This is a genomic window from Caballeronia sordidicola (genome assembly GCF_000729995.1).
Taxonomy (GTDB): domain Bacteria; phylum Pseudomonadota; class Gammaproteobacteria; order Burkholderiales; family Burkholderiaceae; genus Caballeronia; species Caballeronia sordidicola_A.
Genome location: NZ_JNFG01000201.1, coordinates 63,003 through 88,301, shown reverse-complemented (window position 1 = coordinate 88,301; position 25,299 = coordinate 63,003). Strand labels below are relative to the sequence as shown.

At 60.8% G+C, this 25,299-nt stretch carries 19 protein-coding genes; 12 read left to right on the top strand and 7 right to left on the bottom strand.

Annotated elements, in window-relative coordinates; all coding sequences use genetic code 11:
• Nucleotides 1-38 precede the first annotated feature (38 nt).
• From FH08_RS0139120 to FH08_RS0139110, 3 genes are all read right to left on the bottom strand, one after another.
• Nucleotides 39-1,190: a hypothetical protein gene (locus tag FH08_RS0139120; RefSeq protein ID WP_031363564.1), complete on the bottom strand. Its 1,152-nt coding sequence runs from the start codon at nt 1,188-1,190 to the stop codon at nt 39-41.
• Between the two features lie 38 nt (nt 1,191-1,228).
• A complete protein-coding gene (locus FH08_RS0139115; RefSeq protein WP_035568439.1) occupies nt 1,229-2,782 on the bottom strand; it encodes a carbohydrate porin in 1,554 nt (517 codons plus the stop codon).
• A 354-nt stretch (nt 2,783-3,136) separates the two neighbouring features.
• Nucleotides 3,137-3,547 carry a hypothetical protein gene (locus FH08_RS0139110; RefSeq protein WP_031363562.1) on the bottom strand — a complete coding sequence of 137 codons (411 nt, stop codon included), beginning with the start codon at nt 3,545-3,547 and terminating at the stop codon, nt 3,137-3,139.
• Between FH08_RS0139110 and FH08_RS0139105 the strand changes: the two genes are divergently transcribed.
• Together FH08_RS0139105 and FH08_RS0139100 are read left to right on the top strand one after the other, a co-directional pair.
• The gene (locus FH08_RS0139105; protein WP_031363561.1) at nt 3,542-4,702 is read left to right on the top strand and encodes a branched-chain amino acid ABC transporter substrate-binding protein; all 1,161 of its coding nucleotides are present in this window, start codon (nt 3,542-3,544) and stop codon (nt 4,700-4,702) included. The two genes, FH08_RS0139110 and FH08_RS0139105, sit on opposite strands and share 6 nt — an antisense overlap.
• Nucleotides 4,703-5,734: 1,032 nt before the next feature.
• Entirely contained in the window at nt 5,735-6,787 is a 1,053-nt protein-coding gene (locus FH08_RS0139100; protein WP_031363560.1) for an ABC transporter substrate-binding protein, read from the top strand.
• A 94-nt stretch (nt 6,788-6,881) separates the two neighbouring features.
• Here FH08_RS0139100 and FH08_RS0139095 read toward each other — a convergent pair whose 3' ends face one another.
• The 4 genes from FH08_RS0139095 to argH form a co-directional block, all read right to left on the bottom strand.
• Complete coding sequence (locus FH08_RS0139095) at nt 6,882-7,718, bottom strand: ABC transporter substrate-binding protein (protein ID WP_031363559.1); 837 nt, start codon at nt 7,716-7,718, stop codon at nt 6,882-6,884.
• Between the two features lie 76 nt (nt 7,719-7,794).
• Nucleotides 7,795-8,559 carry an amino acid ABC transporter ATP-binding protein gene (locus tag FH08_RS0139090; RefSeq protein WP_031363558.1) on the bottom strand — a complete coding sequence of 255 codons (765 nt, stop codon included), beginning with the start codon at nt 8,557-8,559 and terminating at the stop codon, nt 7,795-7,797.
• A 31-nt stretch (nt 8,560-8,590) separates the two neighbouring features.
• Entirely contained in the window at nt 8,591-9,475 is an 885-nt protein-coding gene (locus tag FH08_RS0139085) for an amino acid ABC transporter permease (protein WP_031363557.1), read from the bottom strand.
• Nucleotides 9,469-10,902 (bottom strand): argininosuccinate lyase, encoded by a 1,434-nt coding sequence (argH, locus tag FH08_RS0139080; RefSeq protein WP_031363556.1) that lies wholly within the window; start codon nt 10,900-10,902, stop codon nt 9,469-9,471. The genes FH08_RS0139085 and argH overlap by 7 nt, the downstream gene beginning before the upstream one ends.
• Nucleotides 10,903-11,051: 149 nt before the next feature.
• Between argH and FH08_RS0139075 the strand changes: the two genes are divergently transcribed.
• The 10 genes from FH08_RS0139075 to FH08_RS0139030 all read left to right on the top strand — a co-directional run bounded on the left by FH08_RS0139075 (nt 11,052) and on the right by FH08_RS0139030 (nt 25,261).
• Entirely contained in the window at nt 11,052-11,930 is an 879-nt protein-coding gene (locus tag FH08_RS0139075; RefSeq protein ID WP_031363555.1) for a LysR substrate-binding domain-containing protein, read from the top strand.
• A gap of 370 nt (nt 11,931-12,300) precedes the next feature.
• Nucleotides 12,301-15,531: an efflux RND transporter permease subunit gene (locus tag FH08_RS0139070; protein ID WP_031363554.1), complete on the top strand. Its 3,231-nt coding sequence runs from the start codon at nt 12,301-12,303 to the stop codon at nt 15,529-15,531.
• A 15-nt stretch (nt 15,532-15,546) separates the two neighbouring features.
• The gene (locus FH08_RS0139065; protein ID WP_031363553.1) at nt 15,547-16,770 is read left to right on the top strand and encodes an efflux RND transporter periplasmic adaptor subunit; all 1,224 of its coding nucleotides are present in this window, start codon (nt 15,547-15,549) and stop codon (nt 16,768-16,770) included.
• An 86-nt stretch (nt 16,771-16,856) separates the two neighbouring features.
• Nucleotides 16,857-18,299: an efflux transporter outer membrane subunit gene (locus FH08_RS0139060; protein WP_051888908.1), complete on the top strand. Its 1,443-nt coding sequence runs from the start codon at nt 16,857-16,859 to the stop codon at nt 18,297-18,299.
• A 130-nt stretch (nt 18,300-18,429) separates the two neighbouring features.
• The gene (locus FH08_RS0139055; protein ID WP_031363551.1) at nt 18,430-19,116 is read left to right on the top strand and encodes a heavy metal response regulator transcription factor; all 687 of its coding nucleotides are present in this window, start codon (nt 18,430-18,432) and stop codon (nt 19,114-19,116) included.
• Nucleotides 19,113-20,597 (top strand): heavy metal sensor histidine kinase, encoded by a 1,485-nt coding sequence (locus FH08_RS0139050; protein WP_031363550.1) that lies wholly within the window; start codon nt 19,113-19,115, stop codon nt 20,595-20,597. Before FH08_RS0139055 ends, FH08_RS0139050 begins: the two co-directional genes overlap by 4 nt.
• 555 nt (nt 20,598-21,152) lie before the next feature.
• Entirely contained in the window at nt 21,153-22,265 is a 1,113-nt protein-coding gene (locus FH08_RS0139045) for an extracellular solute-binding protein (protein ID WP_419178052.1), read from the top strand.
• 94 nt (nt 22,266-22,359) lie between these two features.
• Nucleotides 22,360-23,439, top strand: coding sequence for an ABC transporter ATP-binding protein (locus tag FH08_RS0139040; RefSeq protein WP_031363548.1), 1,080 nt, complete (start codon nt 22,360-22,362; stop codon nt 23,437-23,439).
• Entirely contained in the window at nt 23,436-24,326 is an 891-nt protein-coding gene (locus FH08_RS0139035; protein ID WP_031363547.1) for an ABC transporter permease, read from the top strand. Before FH08_RS0139040 ends, FH08_RS0139035 begins: the two co-directional genes overlap by 4 nt.
• Nucleotides 24,326-25,261: an ABC transporter permease gene (locus tag FH08_RS0139030; RefSeq protein WP_031363546.1), complete on the top strand. Its 936-nt coding sequence runs from the start codon at nt 24,326-24,328 to the stop codon at nt 25,259-25,261. Before FH08_RS0139035 ends, FH08_RS0139030 begins: the two co-directional genes overlap by 1 nt.
• Nucleotides 25,262-25,299 lie beyond the last annotated feature (38 nt).

Sequence of the window (25,299 nt, the reverse complement as noted above, 5' to 3'; positions counted from 1 at the left end):
TGCTATGCTAATTAGTTCGCTTTGCTTACTTCACGTACCTACTTCGCCAGGACCAGCGTGTTTACATCGTCCTGTACGTAGTAAAAACCGTCACCTTCCGGCGTCATCGCGATGCCGAACAAGTCACCATTGCCCGGCGGCGATTGCGCTTTGTCGGTATCGATCCACCGTGCATACAGTTGCTTGCCCGTCGCCGGATCGATCTCCACCACCTGGCCGTTCAACGCATTCGTAACCAGCAAGTGACCGTTGGGCGCCGTCACCATCGCGAGCGGACGATGCAGGAAACCATCAGCGGTCAACTCGCGGCCAACACCCGCGCTGGTATCGCGGGTCATGGGTTCATCGATTTCGGTTACGCGGTTGCCGATGGCGTCCGACGCATACAGCAGCTTCTGATCAGGAGACAACGCCAGGCCCGTTGGACCCACCAGGAACACGCCCTTGTCGGCCTGCGCGCCGAAACCGCTGGCGATCACCGTTTCCTGCTTGACCACCGGCGCCTTGCCTTGCGCAATATCCAGGTCGAGGCGAAGAATGGTCGCCTGCTTGAACACTGGCGGCGTGCCGTCCGCGCCGCCCACGCCGAAGCCGGCATTGCTCAGGAACAGCGTAGCGTGATCGCCGTTATCGACGACCGCCATGTTGCCCCACGGATCGTTGATGTTCGCGCTAACAATGGTGGACGCTACCTTGCCCTGGTTGTCGAGCACGATCAGGCAGCCCGCGCCCTTGGTGCCGGTCGTACCATCATTGCTTGGCGTGCTGCCGACGATCACCCAGCCCGACTTAAGCATGGTCATCGCGGTGGAGAGGCCGATACCGCCCGGACACTCCTTCAGGTCGCGCGGCACGGTGGCGAACACCGTCATCTCCTTGGTGTCGGGATGATAGTTGATGATCGTGCTGCCGGTACCTTGCAGGTTCGCGGCGTTGTTGAAGTTACCCACCAGCACGTCACCCTGCTTGACCGTGCCCGACGACACCGGCGCGACCACGATCGCATACGGGTTCTGGTCGCCGTTGGACGGCACGGTGTTGATCAGCGTGGTGTGTTTGTGCAGTGTCTCGAGAAAGCCGATCGGCGCTGCGTGCGCCACGCTGCTGACAAGACCACCCACCAGCAACGCGCCTGACGCAATGGTCGAAAGCGTGGCCGAAAGCGCTCGGGATTTGATAAGTTGTTTCATACAAAAGCCTCGGGTGCGTGCGTTCAGGATCACGCCGATCAGAAAGTGATGGTGGTGCGCACGCCGACGACCAACGTGTTGCGCAGCGGCTGCGTGGGATCGCTCGGATTCTGGCCGGCGCCCGCGTTGAAGGTGTATTGCAGATCGCCCTGCATGACCCACCACGGGTTGACCTGGTACTGATAGGTCGCCTCGAGCGCGGTTTCCTGGGTGCGTATGCCGTACGGGCCGCCGCTTGCGGCTGCGGCCGCGATATCGAGGTCGTGCGCGTGGCTGCCGACCTTGATGTAGGCGAGGCCAAGGCCCACGCTGTCGTTGTCGCGGCCGGCGAACGGGGCTTTCATCACAATGCCCGCGTTGGCGCTAAAGCTCACCAGATTGCGGTCGCCCGGCGCACCCATCACGCGTGCAAACACGCCGATGCTGCGCGGTTCGTCCGGGTTCGGACGCCAGATCATCTGGTCCGCAACGGCGTAGAAGCTGTAGTTGCCGTTATGGTTTTGCGGCGTACCGCTGCTCAGCGGATTGGCGAGCGACAGGCCGGTGTTGTCAGTGCTCAGGTCAGCGAAGCGTTCGTTGTTGTACCAGAAGCCGATCTTGTACGTACCGGGCAAGCCGGTTTGCGGCACGCCTTCCATCTGGCCGTCGGACGGCTGGTTGATCGAGTACTGCAATTCGCCGATATACATCGCGCCGTTATGCAGGTTGAAGTTCGTACCGCTGAGATTGTTCGGGTTGTTGCCGAGCGGATCTGCGTCGAACACACCTGCCAGTGCGGTCAATGAGGGCGAAATCTGGCCGCGTACGCGCACGCCCAGTCCGGACAGCGGATACGCCGGACCGCCCGAAGGCATGTCATACGACGGCAGGCCCGGCCAGCCGAACATGGTGTTCACGAACGTGGCCGCGTAGCTGCTGACCATGAACTCCTGGTCAATACTCTGCTGGCCGACCTTCACGTCTACGGCTTTGTTCAGGAACGACTGCTGATACCAGAGCTCCCAGAGGCGCGTGGTGTCCTGTGCTTCGATCCCGCTCGCGGTGTTCAGCGTGCCGAGGTTGAACTCGCTCAGGTTGCGGCCGTGGATCTGCAGCGCGCTCACGTTGAACGTGCCACCCGGCAGCCCGAAGGCCTTTTGCGTATCGAGGCCAAGGGTGACCGTGGTCAGACCGTCGTAGGTGCCGCCGGTTTGCAGGCCGCCGCGCGTGTTGTAGAGATATTCCGATACTTCCGTCGCTTGCAGCGTCACGCCGTACTGGCCGAGAAATGAGCGAATGCCGCCCATGTCGCCGAGCAGAGTTGAACGGCCCCATGTGCCAGTCCATTGACCCGCCGGTTGCGCCTGGATGTTCAGGTCGGCTTCGGGGGCATCAGAAGGGGTTGCGTCCGGGTTGGCCGGCTCGCCTGCGGCAAATGCCGCCGAGAATGTCGCCGATGAAGCCAGCGCAAACAGCGCCAGGCTGGTACCGAGCACCGCCCGGCGGAAAGGCGCACCACGGCGCTTGTTGGCAGCGCGCAGTGTCGCGTCGGGGCGTGAATCGTGTCGCGATTCAACGCGCGATTCGCGCGGAGCGAGCTGGACGGGTTGCATCGAAATCCTCTTTCTTGTTGCGACGGCTGCTAACGCGTCGTGTTGATTGTTCTAAAGACGTTGCAACGACGAGGGCGACAAGCCCCGCACATCAGCGCTGAAACGTCCTCCGGGCCACCATCCAGAGGGCACCAGCGAAGCGAATCGTACCCACGCAAAGTTTGAACGTCAATATAAATGAGAACGATTCTCATTATAATTACAGAGAGGTAAAAATCACCTTACAAATGTCATTCTTTACGATTTTATAACTTCCTTATTTGAAACTATTAAGTAATGTGTTTGATATATAAGAACAATAACGAGATTCCGCATTGCTCTTGAGCAACGCCTGCGCGGTTTGTGCCGCAATCTTCAGCGGCAAACAGGACAGATGATCGCCTGCATCAGGGTATTGCCCGAGGGGGTCAACAACGGCGGCAGTGCCAGCTTAGGGAGCTTCGGCAATCCGCTTAAACCCGCTATGCCGAAATCCGCATTGCTGATGCGACGAACTGCCAAGACGCCGGTAATTTGGCTTCCTAAATTGCATCTGCTGCTGGGTCGCCAGCGAGTTCGTTCAACAAGCTCAACCGGCTTTTTCGTCCACACGATAATGGCGGCGCACACGGGCAAGTCCCGTCTTGCTCCCAGCGTGCCCGCCGTGGTGCAGTCGTGAACCCGAAAACGGAGTTGAAACGTGTAGAGAAAACCAAAACGCGAAAGCGAAACCTGATCGCCCTGCTCGCCGGACCTGTCCAACCCCGAAGGAGAATAAAAGTGCATCTTCGAACCAAACTCAAACCGCTTGCCTGGATTCTTGCGTGCGCTGCTGCCAGCTTGGGGGCATTACCGCTCTCGGCCGCTGCCGACACATTCGACGTCAAGGTCGGCTTTGCCGCCCCGCTGACGGGCGCGAACGCAGGTTACGGGAAGGACCTGCAAAACGGCGTGCAACTGGCGCTGGATGAAGCGAACGCGAAGAAGATCCAGATTGGCGGCAAGACGGCCAACTTCGTCATTCAGGCCGAAGACGACCAGGCCGACCCGCGCATCGGCGTGCAGGCGGCGCAAAAACTGGTGGATGGCGGTGTGGCTGTCGTTGTCGGCCACTTCAATTCAGGCACGACGATTCCGGCGTCACAGGTCTACCAGACCGCCGGCATTCCGGTGATCGATCCCGCGGCGACCAATCCGACCATTACGCAGCGAGGGTTCGACAACGTTTTCACCGTCATTTCCAGCGATGCCCAGAACGCCGGTACCGCCGGGACGTATGCGGTAACGGTGACGAAAGCGAAGAAGATCTCGATCATCGACGACCGGACGGCCTTCGGCCAGGGTGAAGCCGATGAGTTCGAGAAAGCGGTGAAGGCGGCGGGCGGCACGATCATCGCGCGTCAGTACAGCGACAACCAGACCGTCGATTTCAGCGCGCAACTCACCGCGCTCAAGGGTGCGGGTACCGACCTGATCTTCTTTGGCGGCCTCGACCGGCAAGCAGCAGCGGTGGCGAAGCGGATGAGGCAACTTGGCATCAACGCTCAGCTAGTGGGCGGCGGTGGCGTGATGGACGCGGACTTCCTGAAGCTTGCCGGCGACGCGGCTGATGGTGCGATGGCGTGGGAATACGGCAGTCCGCTTGAGAAGCTGCCGCAGGGCAAGGCGTTCGCCGATAAATTCCAGAAGCATTTCGGCGTGGCGATTCTCTCGTATTCGCCGTTCGGTTACGACGCTGCATGGGCCGCGATCAATGCCATGCAGAAGGCTAATTCTATCGATCCGAAGGTCTACCGTCCGGTGCTGAAAGCTATTTCGTTCCCGGGCATTACGGGCACGATTGCTTTCGACAATACCGGCGCGTTGAAGAATGCTTCATCGACGATGTATCAGGTCAAGGGCGGCGCCTGGGTGCCGATCGTGACGAAGAACGGAACGTAGGCCGGTGGGTGGCGCGCAGCGCTGGAGGGGGCGCTGCGCGGAGGTTAGCGGTTGGGGGTGCTGGATTGCTAGGTTCTGGCGTTAGCGGTCGGGGTTTATGCCGGGTTGCTAGGTTCTGGCGTTAGCGGTCGGGGTTTATGCCGGGTTGCTGCTTTCGGCGTTAGTGGTCTGCTTGAGTTGGCTTTTCTCTTTATCACTATTAGCCACTGTGCGTGGCGGCACGTCATTTCTTTGTCCAAAGCGACAAAGAAACGAAGCAAAGAAAACGCTTTCAGAACGAGGGCTCGTAAGTTGACCTAGCGTGCAGTTTCCGCGTTTTTGGCACCCCAAAAGCACGGTGCTCGCCAGAACGACGGATGTGTGAACCCCTCCTTCTCGCGAATTCTTACACGCACACGCTTCGCCCCGTACGCTCTCGGGCAAGCACGAGTGCCAAGAAACCCGCACGGCGTCACGCGCTTTTAGTGCCTCATTATTTGATGGGTTAGTTGCTTGATTTGCGCAGTAATTTTTGTGAGTATGGCCTTACCTACTCTACGGCTTCACTTTTTGGTGGGCTGGCGACGTGGTTCGGCGTGCCTACTAATTCGGAGGATGGTTTTTCGCGGATAGCGCGGGGTGAACCTTGGGCAGGTTCAGTCACTGGTGGCGAAGCGTGTGGGTATCCGTGTTCGGAGAAGGAGGGTTTCACACATCCGTCGCTCTTGCGAGCACCGTGCTTTTGGGGTGCCAAAAACGTGGAAACTGCACGCTGGGTCAACTTATGAGCCCTCGTTCTGAAAGCGTTTTCTTTGCTTCGTTTCTTTGTCGCTTTGGACAAAGAAATGACGTGCCGCCACGCACAGTGGCTAATAGTGATAAAGAGAAAATCCGACTCATGCAGACCACTAACACCGAAAGCACCAACCCGGCACTGACCCTGATCGCTAACCCCAAGATCTAGCAACCCCACAAAACCCCAGTCCCCCACATCGAAAAAAAACATTTTCAAGAAGTGCGAACGAAACCACCCTGTCAGAAGGAGATTAGTAAATGAAAGCGTTTCATACAGTAGCCAGCGTGGGCATAGCCGCCCTGTGCGCCGCAGCCCTTTCCTCGCCCGCGCAAGCCGAAGACAAAACCATCTACATCGGCATGAACGGTGGCCCCATGGAAAAGGCCTACACGAGCGAAGTCCTGCCCGAATTCGAAAAGGCCAACAACGTAAAAGTAGTCGTAGTCCCCGGCACATCCTCAGACATTCTCGCCAAGCTTCTGGCGAACAAAGCCAAACCCCAAATCCACGTAGTGTTCCTCGACGATGGCGTGATGGCGCGCGCAGTCAGCATGGGCGTCTGCCAAAAACTCGACGACAGCCCCGAACTCAAGCAACTCTATCCGTTCGCGCGCATGAAGGACGACATCGGCGCGGGCGTGCAGCTCGGCATGACCGGCATCGCCTACAACACGAAGCTCTTCACGGCGAACGGCTGGGCGCCGCCCACGTCATGGCTCGATTTCGCCGATCCGAAATACAAGGATAAGGTCGTATTCCAGTCGGCATCGAGCAGCACGTTCGGCCTGCACGGCTTCCTGATGATCAACCGGCTCGAAGGCGGCTCGGAAAAGAACGTCGAACCGGGCTTCACGAAATGGCAAAGCACCGTGGGCCGGAACGTGATCGAGTACATCCCCAACTCGGCCAAGATCTCAGAGATGGTCCAGACCGGTCAAGCCGGCCTGTTCCCGCTCACGCCAACTGCAGTGGGTGACCTGCAGGCGAAGGGCATTCCCGTGGCCTACGTGAACCCGAAAGAAGGGCCGGTGCTGCTACTCGTCGATGAATGTGTAGTGGCGAACAACCCCGATCCGGCGCTCGCGCAAAAGCTTGCGCAGTTCATGATTTCAGCGTCAGCGCAAAGCAAGGCAGCAAGCGCCGGCCGCCAGATCCCGACGAACCGCCAGGCGACAATGCCCGACTCGATGCAAAAGCAACTGGGTAACCTCGACGACCTGGTGAAGAAGGTCAACGTGGTGGACTGGGATGTAATCAACGCAAATCGTCCGCAATGGGACGCGCGCTGGAATCGTCAGGTCGAGCGGTAACCTGATGCTGAATTAAAAACGGGCGTTGTCAGGGAGTGCCCCGACAACGCCCGTTTCCGTTTACGCGTTAATCAAGCGTATGACGGTCGCCTTCTTACTCTTGCGAATTGATGATGACCTTCGAGACCGCATGCTCCTGCAAGCCCCATTTCTTCAGGATCTTTGCATAGGTGCCATCAGCGATCAGCTTGCCGAATGCCTGGCTTATCGCATCGTTCAAAGCCGGGCTGTTCTTCGACATGCCAATAGCCGAGTATTGCGACAGGAACGGCTGGCCGATCGGCGCGTACGCATCTTTCTCAAGGGTGTTCTGATACGGCAGCGTTTCACCGCCTTGCACGGCGGCGTCGATGCGGCCCTGACGCAACTGCAGGCGGGCATCGGCTGAACCATCTGTACCCACCACTTGCACCGCCGGTTTCCCGGCCTTCACGCAGTGCTCGTCGCTCCACGTTTTGATGTCGTCGGGCCACGACGTGCGACGGCTCGCGCCCACGTGCTTGCCGCACACGGATTCGATCGACTTGAAGTCACCACCGCGCGCTTTCAACGTATAAAACTGCGGCCCGGACTTGATGTAGTCAAGAAAGTTGATCGCCTCGCGGCGTGTCGGCAAGTCCGTCATGCCCGACAGGATCACATCCACGCGATGCGTGGTCAGCGCGTTCATCATCTGGTCGAAGTTGGTCTCTTCCCACTTCAGTTTCACGCCCATCTTCGCGGCCAGCGCGACGCCGAGGTCGACGTCGAAGCCGGTCAGTTCATCGGTTGCCGGGTCCTTGTATTCGAACGGCGGATAGTTCGGCACGATAGCGGCCGTGAGCGTACCGTTGCCCGCGACAGGCGTCTGCGCATGCGCCATCGACGAGGCAAGCGAAACAGCACTGAACGCGAGGGTTAGAAGGGTGCGCCGGAACAAGGAATCGATCATGAATGTCGCCTGAACGTGAGGTTGACGGAAGGTCGGGAAAGCCAATGTAAAAGCCGTTGCCACGGGCGCCGTAACGCTAGGAAAGCACGGCCGAAATGAACTCTTGAGTACGCGGATGTTGCGGTCGCGACAGCACCTGGTCGGGCGTGCCGCTTTCGACCACCTGGCCCTGGTCCATGAAGACCACGCGGTTCGCCACTTCGCGCGCGAAGCCGAGTTCGTGCGTGACGACGATCATCGTCATGCCGCTTTTGGCCAGGTCGCGCATCACGCTCAGTACTTCGCCGACCAGCTCGGGGTCGAGGGCGGAGGTGGGTTCGTCGAAGAGCATGAGCTGAGGATGCATGGCCAGCGCGCGTGCAATGGCAACACGCTGCTGCTGGCCGCCCGACAACTCGACCGGAAACGCGTCGCACTTGTGACCAAGTCCGACACGCGTAAGCAGCGCACGCGCTTCTTCAACGGCTTCGGACTTTTTCTTCTTCAATACCTGGACCGGCCCTTCGATCACATTTTCCAGCGCCGTCATATGCGGAAAAAGATTGAAGCGCTGGAACACCATGCCGGTCGCAAGACGTTGCCGCGCCATCTGCTTTTCAGACAGCGGATAAAGCTTGTTCTCGACGCGCCGGTATCCGACCAGTTCGCCATTCACCCATAGCGCGCCGCCGTTGATGCTTTCCAGTTGGTTGATACAGCGCAGGAAGGTGCTCTTGCCCGAACCCGATGGTCCGATGATGCACAGCACTTCGCCCTTCGCGACGTCGAGGTTGATGCCGTGCAGCGCCTGGAACTCGCCATAGGACTTGCGCAGGTCGACCGCTTTGACTAGTGGATTCATGGTTACCCGGGATCGCGGTTGAGTGGAGTAGTTATCTCTTCGCGGATGGGCGGCCCGCCCCGCGCGCGAAGCGCAGTTCGACCCGCGACTGCAGCAAGGAAAGCACCGTGACAATGACCAGATACCAGACGGCTGCGACCATCAGCAATTCGATCACGCGCGCATTCGCGTAGTAGATGTTCTCGGCGCTATGCAGCATTTCCGCGTACTGGATCACACTTGCCAGTGAGGTCAGCTTCACCATGCCGATCAGTTCGTTGCCAATAGGCGGCACGATCACGCGCATGGCCTGCGGCAGGATCACGCGGCGAAGGGCCTGGAGTTTCGGCATGCCGATCGACTTCGCGGCTTCGTACTGGCCTGTATCGACGGAAAGCAATCCCGCTCGCACGACCTCCGATGTATAGGCACCCTGATTAATCCCGAGGCCGAGGAGGGCGGCGAGGAACGGCGTCATGATGTCGACGGTACGAAATTCGAACAGGCCGGGGATGCCCATGACCGGAAACACCAGCGCAAGGTTGAACCACAACAACAATTGCAGGATCACCGGCGTGCCGCGAAACAGCCACACGTAGCCATGCGCGACTGCTTGAACGACGGGGTTGGTCGAGAGCCGCATGATCGCCACGATTACCCCAAGCACGATGCCCAGCGCCATCGCGAGGATCGTCATGACGATGGTGTTGGCCAAGCCGCGAAGGATCGACTTGGCCGTGAGGAAACGCCCGACGACCGTCCAGTCGATCTGCCCGCGCGCGAACGCCACGACGACATAAGCCACGATCGCGAGAATCACCACCGAGGCGAGATAACGCCCGTAGTACCGCCGCGGCACGTGCTCGAAGTGCGAGATATCGGTGAAACTGTCGGCGTTGCCGGACGCCGATGGCCGGTCGTTCGATGCGCTCAGCATGAAGGTCCCTTGTAGTCAGCCGCCCACGCGACCTGTTCTTCAATAGCGCTGCGCAAGCGCACGATCTGTTCGACCACGCGCGCAGGCGCGGTGCCCCCATAACCGCTGCGCGCTGCGACGGCGGCGTCCAGCGTGACGTGATCGAGGACGCCGGGTTCAAGTCTCGCATCCACCGCTGCGAGCGTCGCCACCGACACCTCACTCAGTTCAATGCCCTGCTGTTCGCAGGCCCGCACCAGCGCACCGGTGATCTCATGCGCTTCGCTGAACGGCACGCCGCGCAGCGCGAGCCAGTCCGCGACTTCGGTGGCGAGCGTAAACCCGAGCGGCGCCTGGCGCCGCATTTCATCCACGTTCACGTGCATGGTACGGATCATACCGGCCATTGCGGGCAGCACGAGTTCAAGGGTATCGATACTGTCGAACGCGGCAATCTTGTCTTCCGCGAGATCGCGGTTATAGGCCAACGGCAGCGACTTGAGCGTGGCGAGCAAGCCGCTCAGGTTGCCGATCAACCGGCCCGCTTTTCCACGTGTCAGCTCGGCGATATCCGAGTTTTTCTTCTGCGGCATGATCGAGCTGCCGGTTGCATAAGCATCGTCGAGTTCGACCCAGCGAAACTGGCGGGACGTCCACAGGATCACTTCTTCAGAGAGCCGCGACAGGTTGACCGCCAGCATGCTCGTGATGAACGTGAACTCGGCAACGTGGTCGCGCGAGGCGACGGCGTCGATAGAGTTCTCGCACGGGCCGTCGTAGCCGAGTTCCTGCGCTGACAGGTCGGCCCGCAAGCAGATCGCGGACCCTGCCAGTGCCGCCGCGCCCAGCGGCGAACGCGCGCTGCGGCGATCCCAATCCACCAGCCGGTCGACATCACGATAGATCGACTGCGCATGCGCGAGCAACTGATGGGCGAAAACGATCGGCTGTGCCGGTTGCAAATGCGTGAAGCCGGCGACGATGGTTTCCACATGCGCCTCGGCTTGTTCAACAAGCGCGTGCTGCAATTCGATCACCGACAGTGCCAGCTTGCGAGCCTTGTCGCGTAGATATAGCCGCAGGTCGTTCGCCGCCTGATCGTTGCGTGAACGGCCCGCGCGCAACTTCCCGCCGATCGCTTTGAGCCGCTGCGTCAGTTCGCGCTCGAGGAAGGTGTGGACGTCTTCGTCGGCCAGGATAGGGGAGAGGTCGCCCGCAACAAACTCGGTCTCTATTTGCTGCATTGCGTCGAGCAGTTGTTGAAGCTCGTCGGCGGTGAGGATGCCGGCTCGCTTTAGTTCGTTCGCATGGGCGCGCGAACCGGCGAGATCGTAGGGCGCAAGACGGAAGAAGCTCGGGTCCGAGCGGGACAGGTTTTCCAGCGCCAGCGAGGGCCCTGATTTGAAGCGGCCGCCCCAGAGGCGTTCGGTTGTATCTGGTGTGTTCATGTGCTTGCCTAAGAATGCGGTTCGGAATGACGCTAAGAATGACTCTAAGCTTACGCAAACAAGTTTTTTGCTTGTAGAGAGAATTAAATTCGCTTTAAATCAAATTTTTCTCAGCATCTCCCGTTCATACACTTTCTGCAGACTTGCTTATGCGCCATCGGCTGCCCCCGCTCAATCCCCTGCGTGCGTTCGAAGCGACGGCACGCCATGGGACGGTTGCGAGCGCGGCCGAGGAGCTCAACGTCACGGCAAGCGCGGTCAGCCATCAGGTGCGCGTGCTGGAGAGCACCCTGGGCGTCTCGTTGTTCATTCGCTCGAAGGCGCGGGTGAAGCTGACACCTGCCGGCGAGGCGCTACTCCAGCCAGTCAAGAACGCGTTCGACATGATCGCAACAGCCGTCGTCAGGCTGGAGTCGCCCGTCATTGCGGGGGAGCTGGTGGTGTCTGCCCCGATGTTGTTCACGTCGAGGTGGCTCGCGCGGCACATCGGCGACTTCCTCGAACACTTCCCCGCAGTTAACTTAAAACTGATCCCGTCCAACGACGACAAGGAAATCTACTCATCCGATGTTGATCTCTGCGTCCGATACGGCGAGGGCCGCTGGCGTGATCGCGACGTCAAGCTCATCATGCATCCGGTCCTGTTCCCCGTCGTGAGCCCGGCGTTGATGAACGGGCCGCGCGCGCTTCGCACGGTGCAGGACCTGGCGAACCGGACCTTGTTCTGCGAGTACGCCGAGTCGTGGATGCGATGGCTGGCCGAGGCGTCGGCGGACAAGCTTGAAGGTTTGCGCATCCTTGAAATTGGCATTGCGCATGTAGGTATCGAGGCCGCAGTGCGGGGACAAGGCGTAGCATTAGGCGATAGCTTTTCTGTGCGCGACGATCTCGCCGATGGCACGCTCGTTCGTCCATTCAGACTCACCGTGCCGGCCAAGCATGCGTATTACTGGGTGTGCCGGCATGAACTGACGGAGGCGCCGCTCGTGGCCGCATTCATGTCGTGGGTGGACTCGAAACTGGCGTAAAGCCTTCTATTTTTATCGAATATGGAAAGCAGTGCGGGTGCACCCTGATTACGCGAAAACGTTTGCCTCTGAAAAATCTGAGGAAAGATTCGTTTCCTGACATTTCTGCCATTTTGGCGCCATGTAGGCGTTGGCGCCTGCCCGTTAAGATCGGGGCGTGAGTTGTCTATCGGTGTCCTGTTGGCTGCATGAAAGGCCGCACGGCTTCGGGCCGCACTCGATCCGGCTCGCCGTATGCTAGACCTTGCCTAAAGCGGCCCTGCTTAAGCGGCCTTGCGTGAGAGGCCCTGCCTACGCGGCCCGGCCTTAAGCGGCGTCGTCGCATTCCAGCGGTTCATTTTCCTTTCCTGCTTTTTTCGAGCGCGTCTCAATGTGGATCGTCAACGTTGCGCTAAAGCGGCCCTACACGTTTATCGTGATGGCCATCCTGATCCTGTTAGCAACGCCGTTTGCGCTCCTGACAACGCCGGTCGACGTCCTGCCGGAAATCAACATTCCTGTCGTCAGCATCATCTGGACTTACACGGGCCTGTCGGCCGAGGACGTGGCCAACCGCATCACGCAGGTCAATGAGCGCAGCCTGACCACGACCGTCAACGACATTGAACATATCGAGTCGCAGTCGCTGCCGGGCATCGCCATCCTGAAGGTCTTCCTGCAACCGACCGCGAACATCCAGACAGCCATCGCACAGACGGTGGCCGTCGAGCAGGCGCAGTTAAAGCAGATGCCGCCGGGCGCCACCCCGCCGCTCGTGATCAGTTATTCGGCCTCCAGTATTCCGGTGATCCAGCTGGGACTCTCCAGTCCCACGCTCTCCGAGCAGGACCTGAACGACACCGCCCTGAACTTCCTGCGCCCGCAACTGGTGACTATTCCCGGCGCGGCCGTGCCGTATCCGTATGGCGGTAAAAGCCGTCTGGTGTCGGTCGATCTGGACACGCGTGCGTTGCTGGCGAAAGGCCTGACGCCGTCGGATGTAGTGAACGCCTTCAACGCGCAGAACCTGATCCTGCCCACCGGCACGGCCAAGATCGGCATGAAGGAATACACGATCAACATGAATGGTTCGCCCGCCACCATTGCGGCGCTGAACGACATTCCGGTGCGCACGCTCAATGGTGCGACCACTTACCTGAGAGAGGTCGCCCATGTGCGCGACGGCTTCTCTCCGCAGACGAATATCGTGCGTCAGGACGGACACCGCGGCGTGCTGATCTCGGTGCTTAAAAACGGCAGCGCGTCGACATTGTCCATCGTCAATTCGCTCTATGCACTGTTACCGAATGCCCGGGCGTCGTTGCCGCCGGACCTGAAGATCACGCCGCTTTTCGATCAGTCCGTGTTCGTCAAGGCAGCAGTGCAGGGCGTGATTCGCGAAGCGCTGATCGCCGCCGCGCTGACGGCCGCGATGATCCTGCTGTTCCTCGGCAACTGGCGCAGCACCTGCATCATCGCGGTCTCCATTCCGCTGTCGATCCTCTCGTCATTGCTCGTGCTGCACGCGCTCGGGCAGACCATCAACATCATGACGCTGGGCGGGCTCGCGCTCGCGGTGGGTATCCTGGTGGACGATGCAACGGTGACCATCGAGAACATCGAGCGGCACTTGCACATGGGCACGGACCTGCACGAGGCAATCCTGGAAGGGGCCGGCGAAATCGCGGTTCCCGCGCTGGTCTCCACGCTGTGTATCTGTATTGTGTTCGTGCCGATGTTCTTCCTGACCGGCGTGGCGAAATTCCTGTTCGTGCCGCTCGCCGAAGCCGTGGTGTTCGCCATGCTGGCGTCGTACATCCTGTCGCGTACGCTCGTGCCGACACTCGCCATGCTGCTGATGGGCCACGCGCACAAGCCGAAAAACGGCTCGAAGCCGAATCTGTTCATGCGGCTGTATCACCGTTTCGATGCCGGGTTCGAGCGCATGCGCGCCACTTACATCGTGATCCTTAGCACATTGCTCGTGCGGCGTCGGATTTTCGCCGTGTCGTTCCTGGGCTTTTGCGTGCTGTCGGTAGGACTGGTATTCGCGCTGGGGGAAGACTTCTTCCCGACGGTCGATTCCGGCGATATCCGCTTGCACATGCGTGCGCCGACCGGCACTCGGATCGAAGAAACCGCGCGACTCGCGGACGAAGTGGAGAAAGTGGTGCGAGAGGTCGTGCCGGCCGATCAACTCACCACGCTCCTCGATAACCTCGGCTTGCCGTATAGCGGCATCAACTTGTCATATAGCAACGCGGGCACGATCGGCACGCTCGACGGTGAAATCCAGGTGGCGCTGACGGCGGACCACGAGCCCACGCAGAAGTTTGTCGACAAGTTGCGCGCCGTGTTGCCGCAGCGTTTTCCCGGTGTTGAGTTTTTCTTCCAGCCGGCGGACATCGTTACGCAAATCCTTAACTTCGGTCTCCCGGCCGCGGTAGACGTGCAAATTTCCGGCGCGGACCAGCAGGGTAATTTCGCGGTCGCAGCGAAACTGATGAAGGCGATCCGGCAGATTCCCGGCACGGTGGACACGCACATCCAGCAGAAGCTTGACGAACCGACGCTCAACCTGCAGATGGACCGCACCCGGCTGCAGCAGCTCAACCTGACGGCCAGCAACGTCGCGCAGAACGTGCTGATCTCGCTGTCGGGCAGCTCGCAGACAGCGCCCGGTTTCTGGTTCAACAACAAGAATGGCGTGGAGTATTCGGTCGCGGTGCAGACGCCGCAGTATCAGGTTTCATCAATCGACGAACTGTTGCGCACGCCGGTTTCCGGCAGCGTCAACGGGCCCACGCAACTGCTCGGCAATCTGGTCCAGGTCACGCCGAAAAGCCAGTTCGCGGTGGTCACGCACTACAACATCCGCCCGGTCATCGATGTGTTCGTGAGCGTGGAAGGGCGCGACCTCGGCAGTATCGCGAGGCAGGTCGACAAGCTCGTGGACCAGTCACGCGCCAGCCTGCCGCGCGGCAGCCAGATCACCGTACGCGGGCAGGTCGCGACCATGCGCTCGTCGTTCTTCGGCCTGGGTGTCGGCGTGGCCATGGCGATCGTGCTGGTGTACCTGCTGATCGTGGTGAATTTCCAGTCGTGGGTCGACCCGCTGATCATTGTCAGCGCGTTGCCGGCGGCACTTGCCGGTATCGTCTGGATGCTGTTCCTCACCGGCACGCACCTGAGCGTTCCGGCGCTCACCGGCGCCATCATGACGATGGGCGTCGCGACCGCGAACAGTATCCTGATGGTGTCCTTCGCGCGCCAGCGGCTGCAAGCCGGCGCACCGCCGCTGACCGCCGCGCTGGAAGCCGGCGCGAGCCGTATCCGGCCGGTGCTGATGACGGCGTTCGCCATGATCATCGGCATGATTCCAATGGCGCTCGGACTCGGCGAAGGCGCTGAACAAAATGCGCCGCTCGGCCGCGCGGTGATCGGCGGATTGCTGTTTGCTACTGTATCCACACTGTTTTTCGTGCCGCTCGTGTTTGCGGGTATTCACAGCCGGCTGGTCCGGCGCCGTGATCGTTCGGCGGGTGACCACGACGATCATGGCGGCGGCCACCCTGGTCAAGATAGCCCGGGCCACGGCGCCGGCGAGCATGCTCCAAGTTAAATATGGCTGACTGATATGACTGAAAAAACTCATGCTTCGCTGGCGATTCCCGCAAGGAATACCGAGGACGGGCACGCATTGCCGCCCCGTGGCCGTGAATGGAAACGCGCGAAGATCGCCGTCATCGTGGTGCTGATCCTGCTCGTACTGGGCGCCGGCCGCACCGTGGTGTCGGATGTCATGCAAAGCCACTCGGTGGCGGTGACCTCCCAGCAAAACGCGAAGGTGTATGTGAATGTCATCGTGCCGAAGCAAGCGGCGGGCGGCGGCGACACCTTGCTGCCGGGCACGTTGCGCGGCTACGTGGAGTCGCCTATCTACGCGCGCTCCACGGGTTATCTGCTGCACTGGTATGCGGATATTGGCGCGCGGGTCAAGCAAGGCCAGTTGCTCGCCGACCTGGATACGCCTGAGGTCGATCAGGAACTGAAGCAGGCCGCGGCGCAACGCGAGCAGACCGCGTCCAGCCTCGTGCTCGCGAAGAGTTCGTTCCAGCGCTGGCAGCAACTGCGTCAGCGCGATGCCGTGTCGCAGCAGGAACTCGATGAACGCGAGAGCACGTATAACCAGGACGTCGCGAATCTCGCCGCCGCCGACGCCAACTTGCAGCGCCTGAAACAGCTTGAATCGTTCAAGCGTATCGTCGCTCCGTTCGCCGGCGTGGTGACGCAGCGCAACGTGGATGTGGGTGATTTGATCGATGCGGGCAGCGGTGCAAGCCGTGCGCTCTTCGCGCTGGCGCAGTCGGACCCGCTGAGAGTTTATGTACAGCTTCCGCAGGCTTACGCGCAGAACGTGAAGCAAGGGCAGGACGTGATCGTCACGCAGGCGGAATTGCCGGGCCAGCAGTTCCACGGAACGATTGCCAATATCTCCGGCGCAATCGATGTCCCGACCCGGTCGCTGCAGATCGAAGTACGGCTGCCCAATCCGGACAGCAAGCTGAGGCCGGGCGCGTATGTACAGGTGGCGCTGCCGGCTACCGTGCGGGCGCCGTTGCTGGTGCCGGGCAATGCGCTGCTGTTCCGCGCCGAAGGACCGCGGGTGGCAGTGGTCGACCAGGACGGCAAGGTCAACTTGCGCAAGATCGTGATTGCGCAGGATCTGGGGCAGTCGCTCGAGATTGAAAGCGGCATTGAAGCGAGTGACAAGATCATCATCAATCCGAGCGATTCCATCGCGGACGGCGACCACGTCCTGATCGCGCCGCAACAAGCCGCCAAGAAGGGGACGTCGTGAAGCGCGCGCGACAATGGCCGGTTCAGTGGCCGATCCTGCCGGCACGGCTGAAGACCCTCAGGACTCTGATCACCAGCACGACCGTGATGGCGTCCGGAGCAGTCCTGCTGTCCGCCTGCACCGTTGGGCCGGACTACAAGCAGCCTCACGCCGACGCTCCGCCCGCGTGGCATACCGACTCCTACTGGCGTGTCGCCGAGCCGTCGCATGCGCCGATAGCCCCGGAATGGTGGACCAGTTTCAACGATGAAGCGCTGAATGGCTTCGAGCAGAAAGCGCTCGCGCAGAACCAGACGCTCGCAGCCGCGAGCGCGCACTACGCGCAGGCGCGTGCGACGCTCGCCAACAACAAGGCGCAACAGGTGCCCGAGGTCGATCTTGGCGCCAACGGGTCGCGCTTCCGGATATCGCAGAACCGGCCGCTGACCAACTACGCCACGCCGACCCAGTCAACGGTGCAGAACAACATCCAGCTCGGTCCGACCATCAACTACGACACCGACCTGTTTGGCCGGATTCGCCGCGAAGTCGAGGGCGCGACAGCGTCTGCCGAACAATCACGCGACGACCTCGCCAACGCGCGGCTCGTGCTGACCACGGACCTGGCAAGCGACTACTTTTCGATGCGCGAACTCGATGCCGAGATCGACGTGCTGAACCGCTCAGTCGTCCTGCAGCAGAAGGCGCTGGATTACGTGACCACCGAGCACGACCTCGGTTCAGTGTCCGGACTTGATGTACTGCAACAGAAATCCGAACTCGATTCCACGCGGGTCCAGGCGCGCCTGCTGCTCAACCAGCGCGCCCAGTTCGAGCACGCGATCGCCGCACTGATCGGCGTGCCCGCACCGCAATTCGCCATTGAGCCCAAGGTAATCGATACCGCCGTCCCCACGATACCGCTCGGACTGCCGAGCGATCTGCTGCAGCGGCGTCCCGACATTGCATCGGCTGAACGTGCGATGGCTGCGGCGAACGCGCAGATCGGCGTGGCGAAGGCCGCGTTTTTCCCGAGCCTTTCGCTGACGCCCGGTATCGGCTGGGAAAGCACGCAGTTCGCCAGCCTGCTGAGCGCGCCCACGCTGATGTGGACGCTGGGCGCAACACTCGGGCAAGTCGTCTTCGATGGCGGCCGTCGTGCCGCCAATGTCGACTTTGCGAGCGAGGGTTATCAGGCGGCCGAGGCGAACTATCGGCAGACGGTGCTCAATGCGTTCCAGCAGGTGCAGGACGGCGTGACCGGGTTGTCGGTGCTCGATGCGGCGTCGAAGGAGTCGCAGGAGGCCGTGACGGACGCGCAGCGTTTGCTCTCGCTCGCCAACGATCGTTATTCGGGCGGCCTGGTTGCCTTCCTCGACGTGATCACCGCCCAGCAGTCGCTGCTGACCAGCCAGCGTCAGGATGTGCAGATTCATGGCCAGCAATGGACGCTGTCGGTGTCGCTGGTGAAGGCGCTGGGGGGCGGCTGGGATGTCAACGCGGCAGCACCGGAGAAAACGGCGGCGGCCACGACCAACCCGCCAAACTGATTTGACATGCGAGTGACGTGAACCCGCCGGGCCGCGCAGAACAGGGCGCTTAGACCGGGCCTCGCCACTCGCCGCAGGATGAGAGAAAACGTTTTTCCTATAATGGGAATACGTACATAAGAAGGCGCGCATGAAATTGCTCATCGTGGAAGACGAACACAAGGTGGTTGACTATCTGCGCTCCGGCTTGACGGAGCAGGGGTGGATAGTCGATGTAGCCCTTGACGGCGAGGAAGGCACGCATCTCGCGATCGAATTCGACTACGACGTGATCGTGCTCGACGTGATGCTGCCCAAACGCGACGGCTTCAGCGTGCTGAAGTCGCTGCGTGCGCACAAGGCCACTCCCGTCATCATGCTGACCGCGCGCGACCAGATCAACGATCGGGTGCGTGGCCTGCGTGAAGGCGCCGACGACTACCTGACCAAGCCGTTCTCCTTCCTGGAACTGGTCGAGCGGCTGCATGCGCTGGCGCGGCGTACCCGCGTGCAGGAGTCGACGCTGATCTCGCTGGGCGACCTGTACGTCGACCTGATCGGGCGGCGCGCCACCCGTGACGGCGTGCGGCTGGACCTGACGGCCAAGGAATTCCAGTTGCTGAGCGTGCTGGCGCGGCGCCAGGGCGATATCCTGTCGAAGACGGCCATCACCGAACTGGTCTGGGACGTCAATTTCGACAGTCATACGAATGTGGTGGAAACTGCGATCAAGCGCCTGCGGGCCAAGCTGGACGGCCCATTTCCGACCAAGCTGCTGCACACGGTGCGCGGCATGGGCTACGTGCTGGAGGTCCGCGAAGAAGCGGGAACATCATGAATCGATCTATCGCCCGGCGTCTGGCTTTCATGTTCGCGGCCGTCGCGCTGTTTGTCTTCACGCTGGTCGGAAGCGGCTTGTTCCTGGTGTTGCGCACGCAACTCGAACAGCATTTGCGCGAGTCGCTCGACGACCGTACGCAGATCGCGCGGATTATTGTCTATCACGCGGGTACGCCAGAAAAATGGAAGATGGCGCGTGAGAAACTCACCGACATGACGCCGCACGATGGCGCCACGCTGTATTCCGTGTCGAGCCCCGATCCGTCATTTCACTACAGCAGTCCGGTTACGGGCGAGGTGATGGATCGGTGGTCGGGCGGGTATGCGCGGGTGCGCCCCGGTGGTGGCAGCGAAAGCGATATGCTGACCAACACGGTCGTCATTCCCGCTTACATGCAACGACCCGCCGTGCAGCTGCAGGTCGCCGCCGGTTATTCGGCCAACGCGCGGACCATGCGCGCATTTGGCTTTGCGCTTGCCGCGTTGTCCGCTTTGGGCAGCCTCGGCGTTCTGCTGCTGAGTTATTCGGTTACCCGGATTGGGCTTGCGCCGCTTACTCGGCTGACCCGGGACGCATCGGCGGTGAGCCCGAACAATCGTTCGCAGCGGCTGAATACGCGTTCACTGCCGCTCGAACTCAACGATCTCGCCAATTCATTCAACGGCGCGCTTGAGCGTCTGGATGGCGCTTACGGACGGCTCGAGTCGTTCAATGCGGATGTTGCACACGAGCTGCGTACGCCCGTCACCATCCTGATCGGGCAGACCGAGGTGGCGCTGACCCGCAACCGTTCCGTCGATGACCTGCGTCACACGTTGCAGTCGAATCTGGAAGAGTTCGAGCGCATGCGGGCGATCATCAACGACATGCTGTTCCTCGCCCGGGCCGATCAGGGCGAACGCGCGACGGGGCTGGTGGACACATCGCTTGCCGCGGAAGTCGCCCATACGCTGGAGTTTTTGGAGATTCCGCTGGAGGAAGCCCACGTGCATGCCGTCTCCACTGGTGACGCGCTGGTGCGGGTGAACAAGTCGCTGTTCGGCCGCGCGTGTATCAATCTCCTGATGAACGCGATCCAGCATTGCGCGCAAGGATCGATTATCAAGGTTTCGATTACGCGTGAAGGCGACCAGGTGCGCGTCGCTGTGGCCAATCCGGGCGAGCCGATTGAGTCCGCCGTGCTCGATCATCTGTTCGACCGGTTTTATCGTGCCGAGGTCTCGCGGACGAATAGCCGCGAGAACCATGGATTGGGGTTGGCGATCGTGAAGGCGACGGCGGAAATGCATGGCGGCAAGGTGTCTGTTACCAGCGTCGGCGGTATTAATACTTTTGCGTTTTCGGTCGCTGCGTCAGGCAGCGGGCAGGCGAGTGCGGCTGAAACGCCAGCCGTCAATGCGCCAGCCGATGCGCCGTCCGGTGGGTCCGCCGATGTCCCGTCCAATGCACCTATGCATCCGGCCTCGGCAAGTCACTGAGATTGACCTGGCAGCCAGGCTTGCCCGGCGCCTCGCGCGCCGGGGAGCGGCCCGTTCGGGCAATAATTCCCTTCATTGGTTTTTTCCGTGTTACTAAACGCGTGTTTCTTTGTTCGCCCAAAAGATAGGTTGTCGTACAACGTGATCGCTGATAGCAACACCGTTATTCGAGACTTAGCTGCTTCGGATCGATCTGGTTCCGCGCTTTTTAAAATCATGGGAATGACCATCCATAAGGGATAGAACGATATCTGTCCGACCTTTCCCCGCAGACTGAATCCATCGCGATTAAGGGTTTACGGTGATAGAAAATGCGTCCTGTCACAGTTATGTTCTCATACGACAACATACATCGATAAATGCGCCGTGAAGCTGACCTTGGCTGCGGCTGATTTGTGTCGCGTGGCGGCATCGGACTTGATCGATCCGCAATAAAATCCATACAAAGAGCGAGGGGACGAAATGATTCTGACCGGCCGTTTGTCGGCGAAGCTGGGGGTACTGCGCATGGCGTTGAGCGCTGCGGCTGCGCTTACCGCTGTCACTGCGGTGTCCATGGTCACCGCACCTGCCGCGCACGCGGCGGAGCCGGTATCGATCAACATCGTGGACGTCGCGGGCAACCTGCAACTGACGCAGAAGGCGTTCGAGGCCTTCAAGGAAAAGTACCCGCAGCTTGTCTCCAACATCACGTTCACGAACGCACCCGCACCGCAGTTGCCCGGCAAGATCAAGGCGATGCAGGCGGCCGGCCGCTCGGATATCGACCTCGTGCTGACTGGTACGGACGCGCTTGCTGCGGGTATCGAGCAAAAGCTGTGGATGAAACTGCTGCCCGATCAGGCCGCGGCGTTCCCCGGCGTACTCGATAAATACGCACCCGGTCCACGCAAGATGCAGGACGTGGCGCAAGGCTATGGCATTGAAGTGACGTACATGCCGGCGGGTCCGTTGATCGAATACAACCCGGCCAAGGTGACCGATCCGCCGAAAACGCCTGAGCAACTGCTCGCGTGGTGCAAGGCGCATCCGGACAAGCTGATCTATGCACGTCCGGCGAATTCCGGTCCCGGCCGCACCTTCCTGATGGGCTTGCCGTATGTGCTCGGCGACAAGAATCCGCAAGACCCGATCAACGGCTGGGACAAGACCTGGGCGTTCCTCAAGCAACTGAACGATTGCATTCCGTATTACCCGGGTGGTACGTCGGCGGTGATGAAGGAACTCGGCGAAGGCTCGCGCGACATGACGGTCACCGTGACCGGCTGGGATATCAACCCGCGCGCACTCGGCCTCGTGCCGGCTGAATACAAGGTCCAGGCCTTCGACAACATGACGTGGGTCAACGACGCCCATTACATGGTGATCCCGAACGGCGTGCCGAAGGAAAAGCTCGACGTGCTCTACAAGATGATGAACTTCATGCTTGAACCCGCACAGCAGGCCATGACCTTCGACGACGGTTATTTCTATCCGGGTCCCGCAGTGAAGGGCGTGACGATTGATCAAGCCCCGGCGAAGAGCCAGGACGTCATCAAGAAGTACGGCCGGCCGGAATACGCGAAGCTGCTTGCCGACCGTCCGCATGTGGTGCCGTTGAACGCCGCGGCAATGGTCGCCGCGTTCCAGAAGTGGGACCGCGAGATCGGCTCGCAGAAGTCGAAGTAATTCGGATGACGAAGTAGTTATAAAGACCGTGCGGCGGCTCGAGGAAGGTTTCAAGCCCGTCGCACGGTATCGTTCTTAGCCTCAGGAACCTGCCATGAAGCATCAGTTTGATGAGTTGCGTCTTGATTCGGTCAGCCGCAGTTTCATGAACGCCGAAGGTCAGGCGGTCGCGGCGCTCCGTGGTCTTGCCCTGAACATCCAGCGCGGCGAATTCATCGCGTTGCTCGGGCCGTCCGGATGCGGCAAGTCGACCGCGCTCAATTGCATCGCCGGCTTGCAACCGCTGACCGGCGGACGGATCTGGCTCGACGACCAGCGTATCGACGTCCTGCCGCCGGAAAAACGCGGCTTCGGCATGGTGTTCCAGAACTACGCGCTGTTCCCGCATATGTCCGTCTTGGACAACGTCGGTTTCGGCCTCAAGATGCGCGGCATCGCGAAGAGCGAAGCCGCGCGTCGCGCCTATGAAGCGCTGCAGATGGTGCAGCTCGTCGGTCAGGAGAAGAAGCTGCCGGGGCAATTGTCCGGCGGCCAGCAGCAGCGCGTGGCCATCGCTCGCGCGATCGTGATCGAACCGGCGCTCGTGCTGATGGACGAACCGCTGTCGAATCTCGATACCAAACTGCGCATTGAAATGCGCGCCGAGATCCGGCGCATTCACAGCCAACTGGGACGCGCGACGATCTACGTGACCCACGATCAGGACGAAGCGCTCTCAATGGCCGACCGCATTGTCGTGATGCGTGAGGGGAGCGTGCAGCAGGTCGCATCGCCGAAGGAAATCTATGAACGGCCCGGCAACCTGCATGTCGCGCGCTTCATGGGGTATCGGAACGTGGCGCAATTTACGCTCGAAGGCATGCAGGGCGAAGGGGTGGCCGTGAGCTCGGACGGCGTGCGGCTGATCGGCATGCCGATGGCCGGCTTCGACAGCAAGCGCGTGAGTGTCGCGATGCGTCCCGAAGACCTGGAACGCGCCGCGCCAGGAGCCGAGAACGCGTTCGATGCAGAGGTGCTGACCGTGGAATACGGTGGCCACGATTCGCTGATCCGCGTGAAGGCTGCGTTCGGCAATTTGTGGGCACGCGTGACGGGTGACGTGACGGTGGGTGAACGAATTTGCCTGCGGGCTCCGCCATCGCGCACGCTGGTGTATGACGGAGAAACGCCATGAGCTCGCCGACCCTGCCTAACGCTCCCCTTCCGGCCGCAGTCCCGCGCGACGCCAAAGCGTGGCTGGTTTCTCCCGCGCTGATCTTCATCCTCGCGCTGTTTGTTTATCCGTTCGTGTACGGCCTCGTGCTGTCGTTCCAGCCGATGAACGGCGGCTCCGCGTTCGCGAACTACATCGCGTTTTTCACAGATACCGCGATGTGGCCCACCATCATCGTGACCTTGAAGCTTGCGGTGCCGGCAACGATCATCAACGTGGGTTTGTCGGTTCCGGTCGCATTCGCGTTGCGCCGTAACTCGCCTTATCAGAAGTTCGTCACCACGTTGCTGGTGATCCCGGTGACATTGGGCACGGTGCTGATCGCTGACGGCATGCTGACCTATTTCGGTCCGAACGGCTGGTTCTCGCAAGCGGTGCATGGACTGCATTTATATGGCGACGAAGTGCGTCTCACGCATAACTACTGGGGTGTGTTGATATCGCTGATCGTGTCGGGGTTTCCGTTTGCCTTTCTGCTGACGCTCTCGTATGTGACCGGCATTGACCCCACGCTTGCGCGTGCTGCGGCCACGTTGGGCGCGAGTCCCTGGGAGCAGTTTCGACAGATCTACCTGCCGCTGCTGATGCCCGGTCTGACCATGGCCGCGTGCTTGTCGTTCGTGCAGGCGTTCTCGGTGTTTCCATCGGCCGTGCTGCTTGGTGCGCCTGCCGGACCCACGCGTGTGATCTCGATAGCGGCGGCCGAAGCCGCATTCGAAAGCTACGATTATTCCCTCGCCTCCGCGATAGCGATGGTGATGGGCTTCGTCCAGTTGCTGGTGGTGGCAGGCATGCTGAGCACGCGCCGCTTCTTCTACACAGGTCCGGTGACCGGAGGTAAAGGCTGATGGCGTCCGATAATCATGCACCTGCCTGGACGGCTTCTACTCATGCATCGGCGCCTCGCGACAGCCGCAACGACGGTGCGCAACCGGCCAAGCCGATGAAGCCGCGCTTAAGCCTTGGTGACCGCCTCTGGAAGATGTTCGTCTGGGGCGCGATGGCGTTTTTCCTGTTCAACGTCCTGTTGCTGATTGCAACCGTTGCCGTCAACTCGGTGGCGACGCGCTGGTTCGGCACGCTGCTGCCGGCGGGATTCACGCTGCACTGGTACGCGCAGGCATGGACCGACTTCCAGCTTGCGAGCGTGTTGTGGGTGACGGTCGAGGTCGTCGGCGCAGTGGTGCTCCTGTCGATCGCACTGGGCGTGCCGGCCGCTTATGCGCTTGCCCGCGTGCAATTTCGCGGCAAGCGTTTCGCGATGCTCGTGTTCCTGCTGCCGCTCATGGTCCCGCCCGTCACCTACGGCATCCCGATGGCAACCGTCATGTACAAGGTCGGACTGGCCGGGACATTGAGCGGCGTGATCCTGGCGAACCTTGTGCCTGCGTTGCCCTTCGTCATTCTCGTGATGACGCCGTTCATCGAACAGATCGATCCGAACCTCGAAGCGGCCGCGCGTATCTTCGGGGCGAACACGGCAAAGTACTTCCGCTATGTGCTGCTGCCGCTGCTGATGCCCGGCATGTTGGCTGCGGGCTTGCTGGTGCTGGTTCGCACTATCGGCATGTTCGAACTGACGTTCTTTACCGCCGGGCCGACCACGCAGACGCTGGTGGTCGCGCTGTATTACGCGGTCTTTTCGACGGGCGTGCGGGCGCCTCAATCCATTGATGCAATGGCGATGATCTACATGGCGATCACGCTGGTATGGGTATTGATCGCGCTGCAGTTCGTGAGTCCGACGCAACTCGTTTCACGCGTCAAGGAACAGCGCCAGTGATGGGCGAGTAGTCGCAATTAGTCATCTTAAGGTTCGAT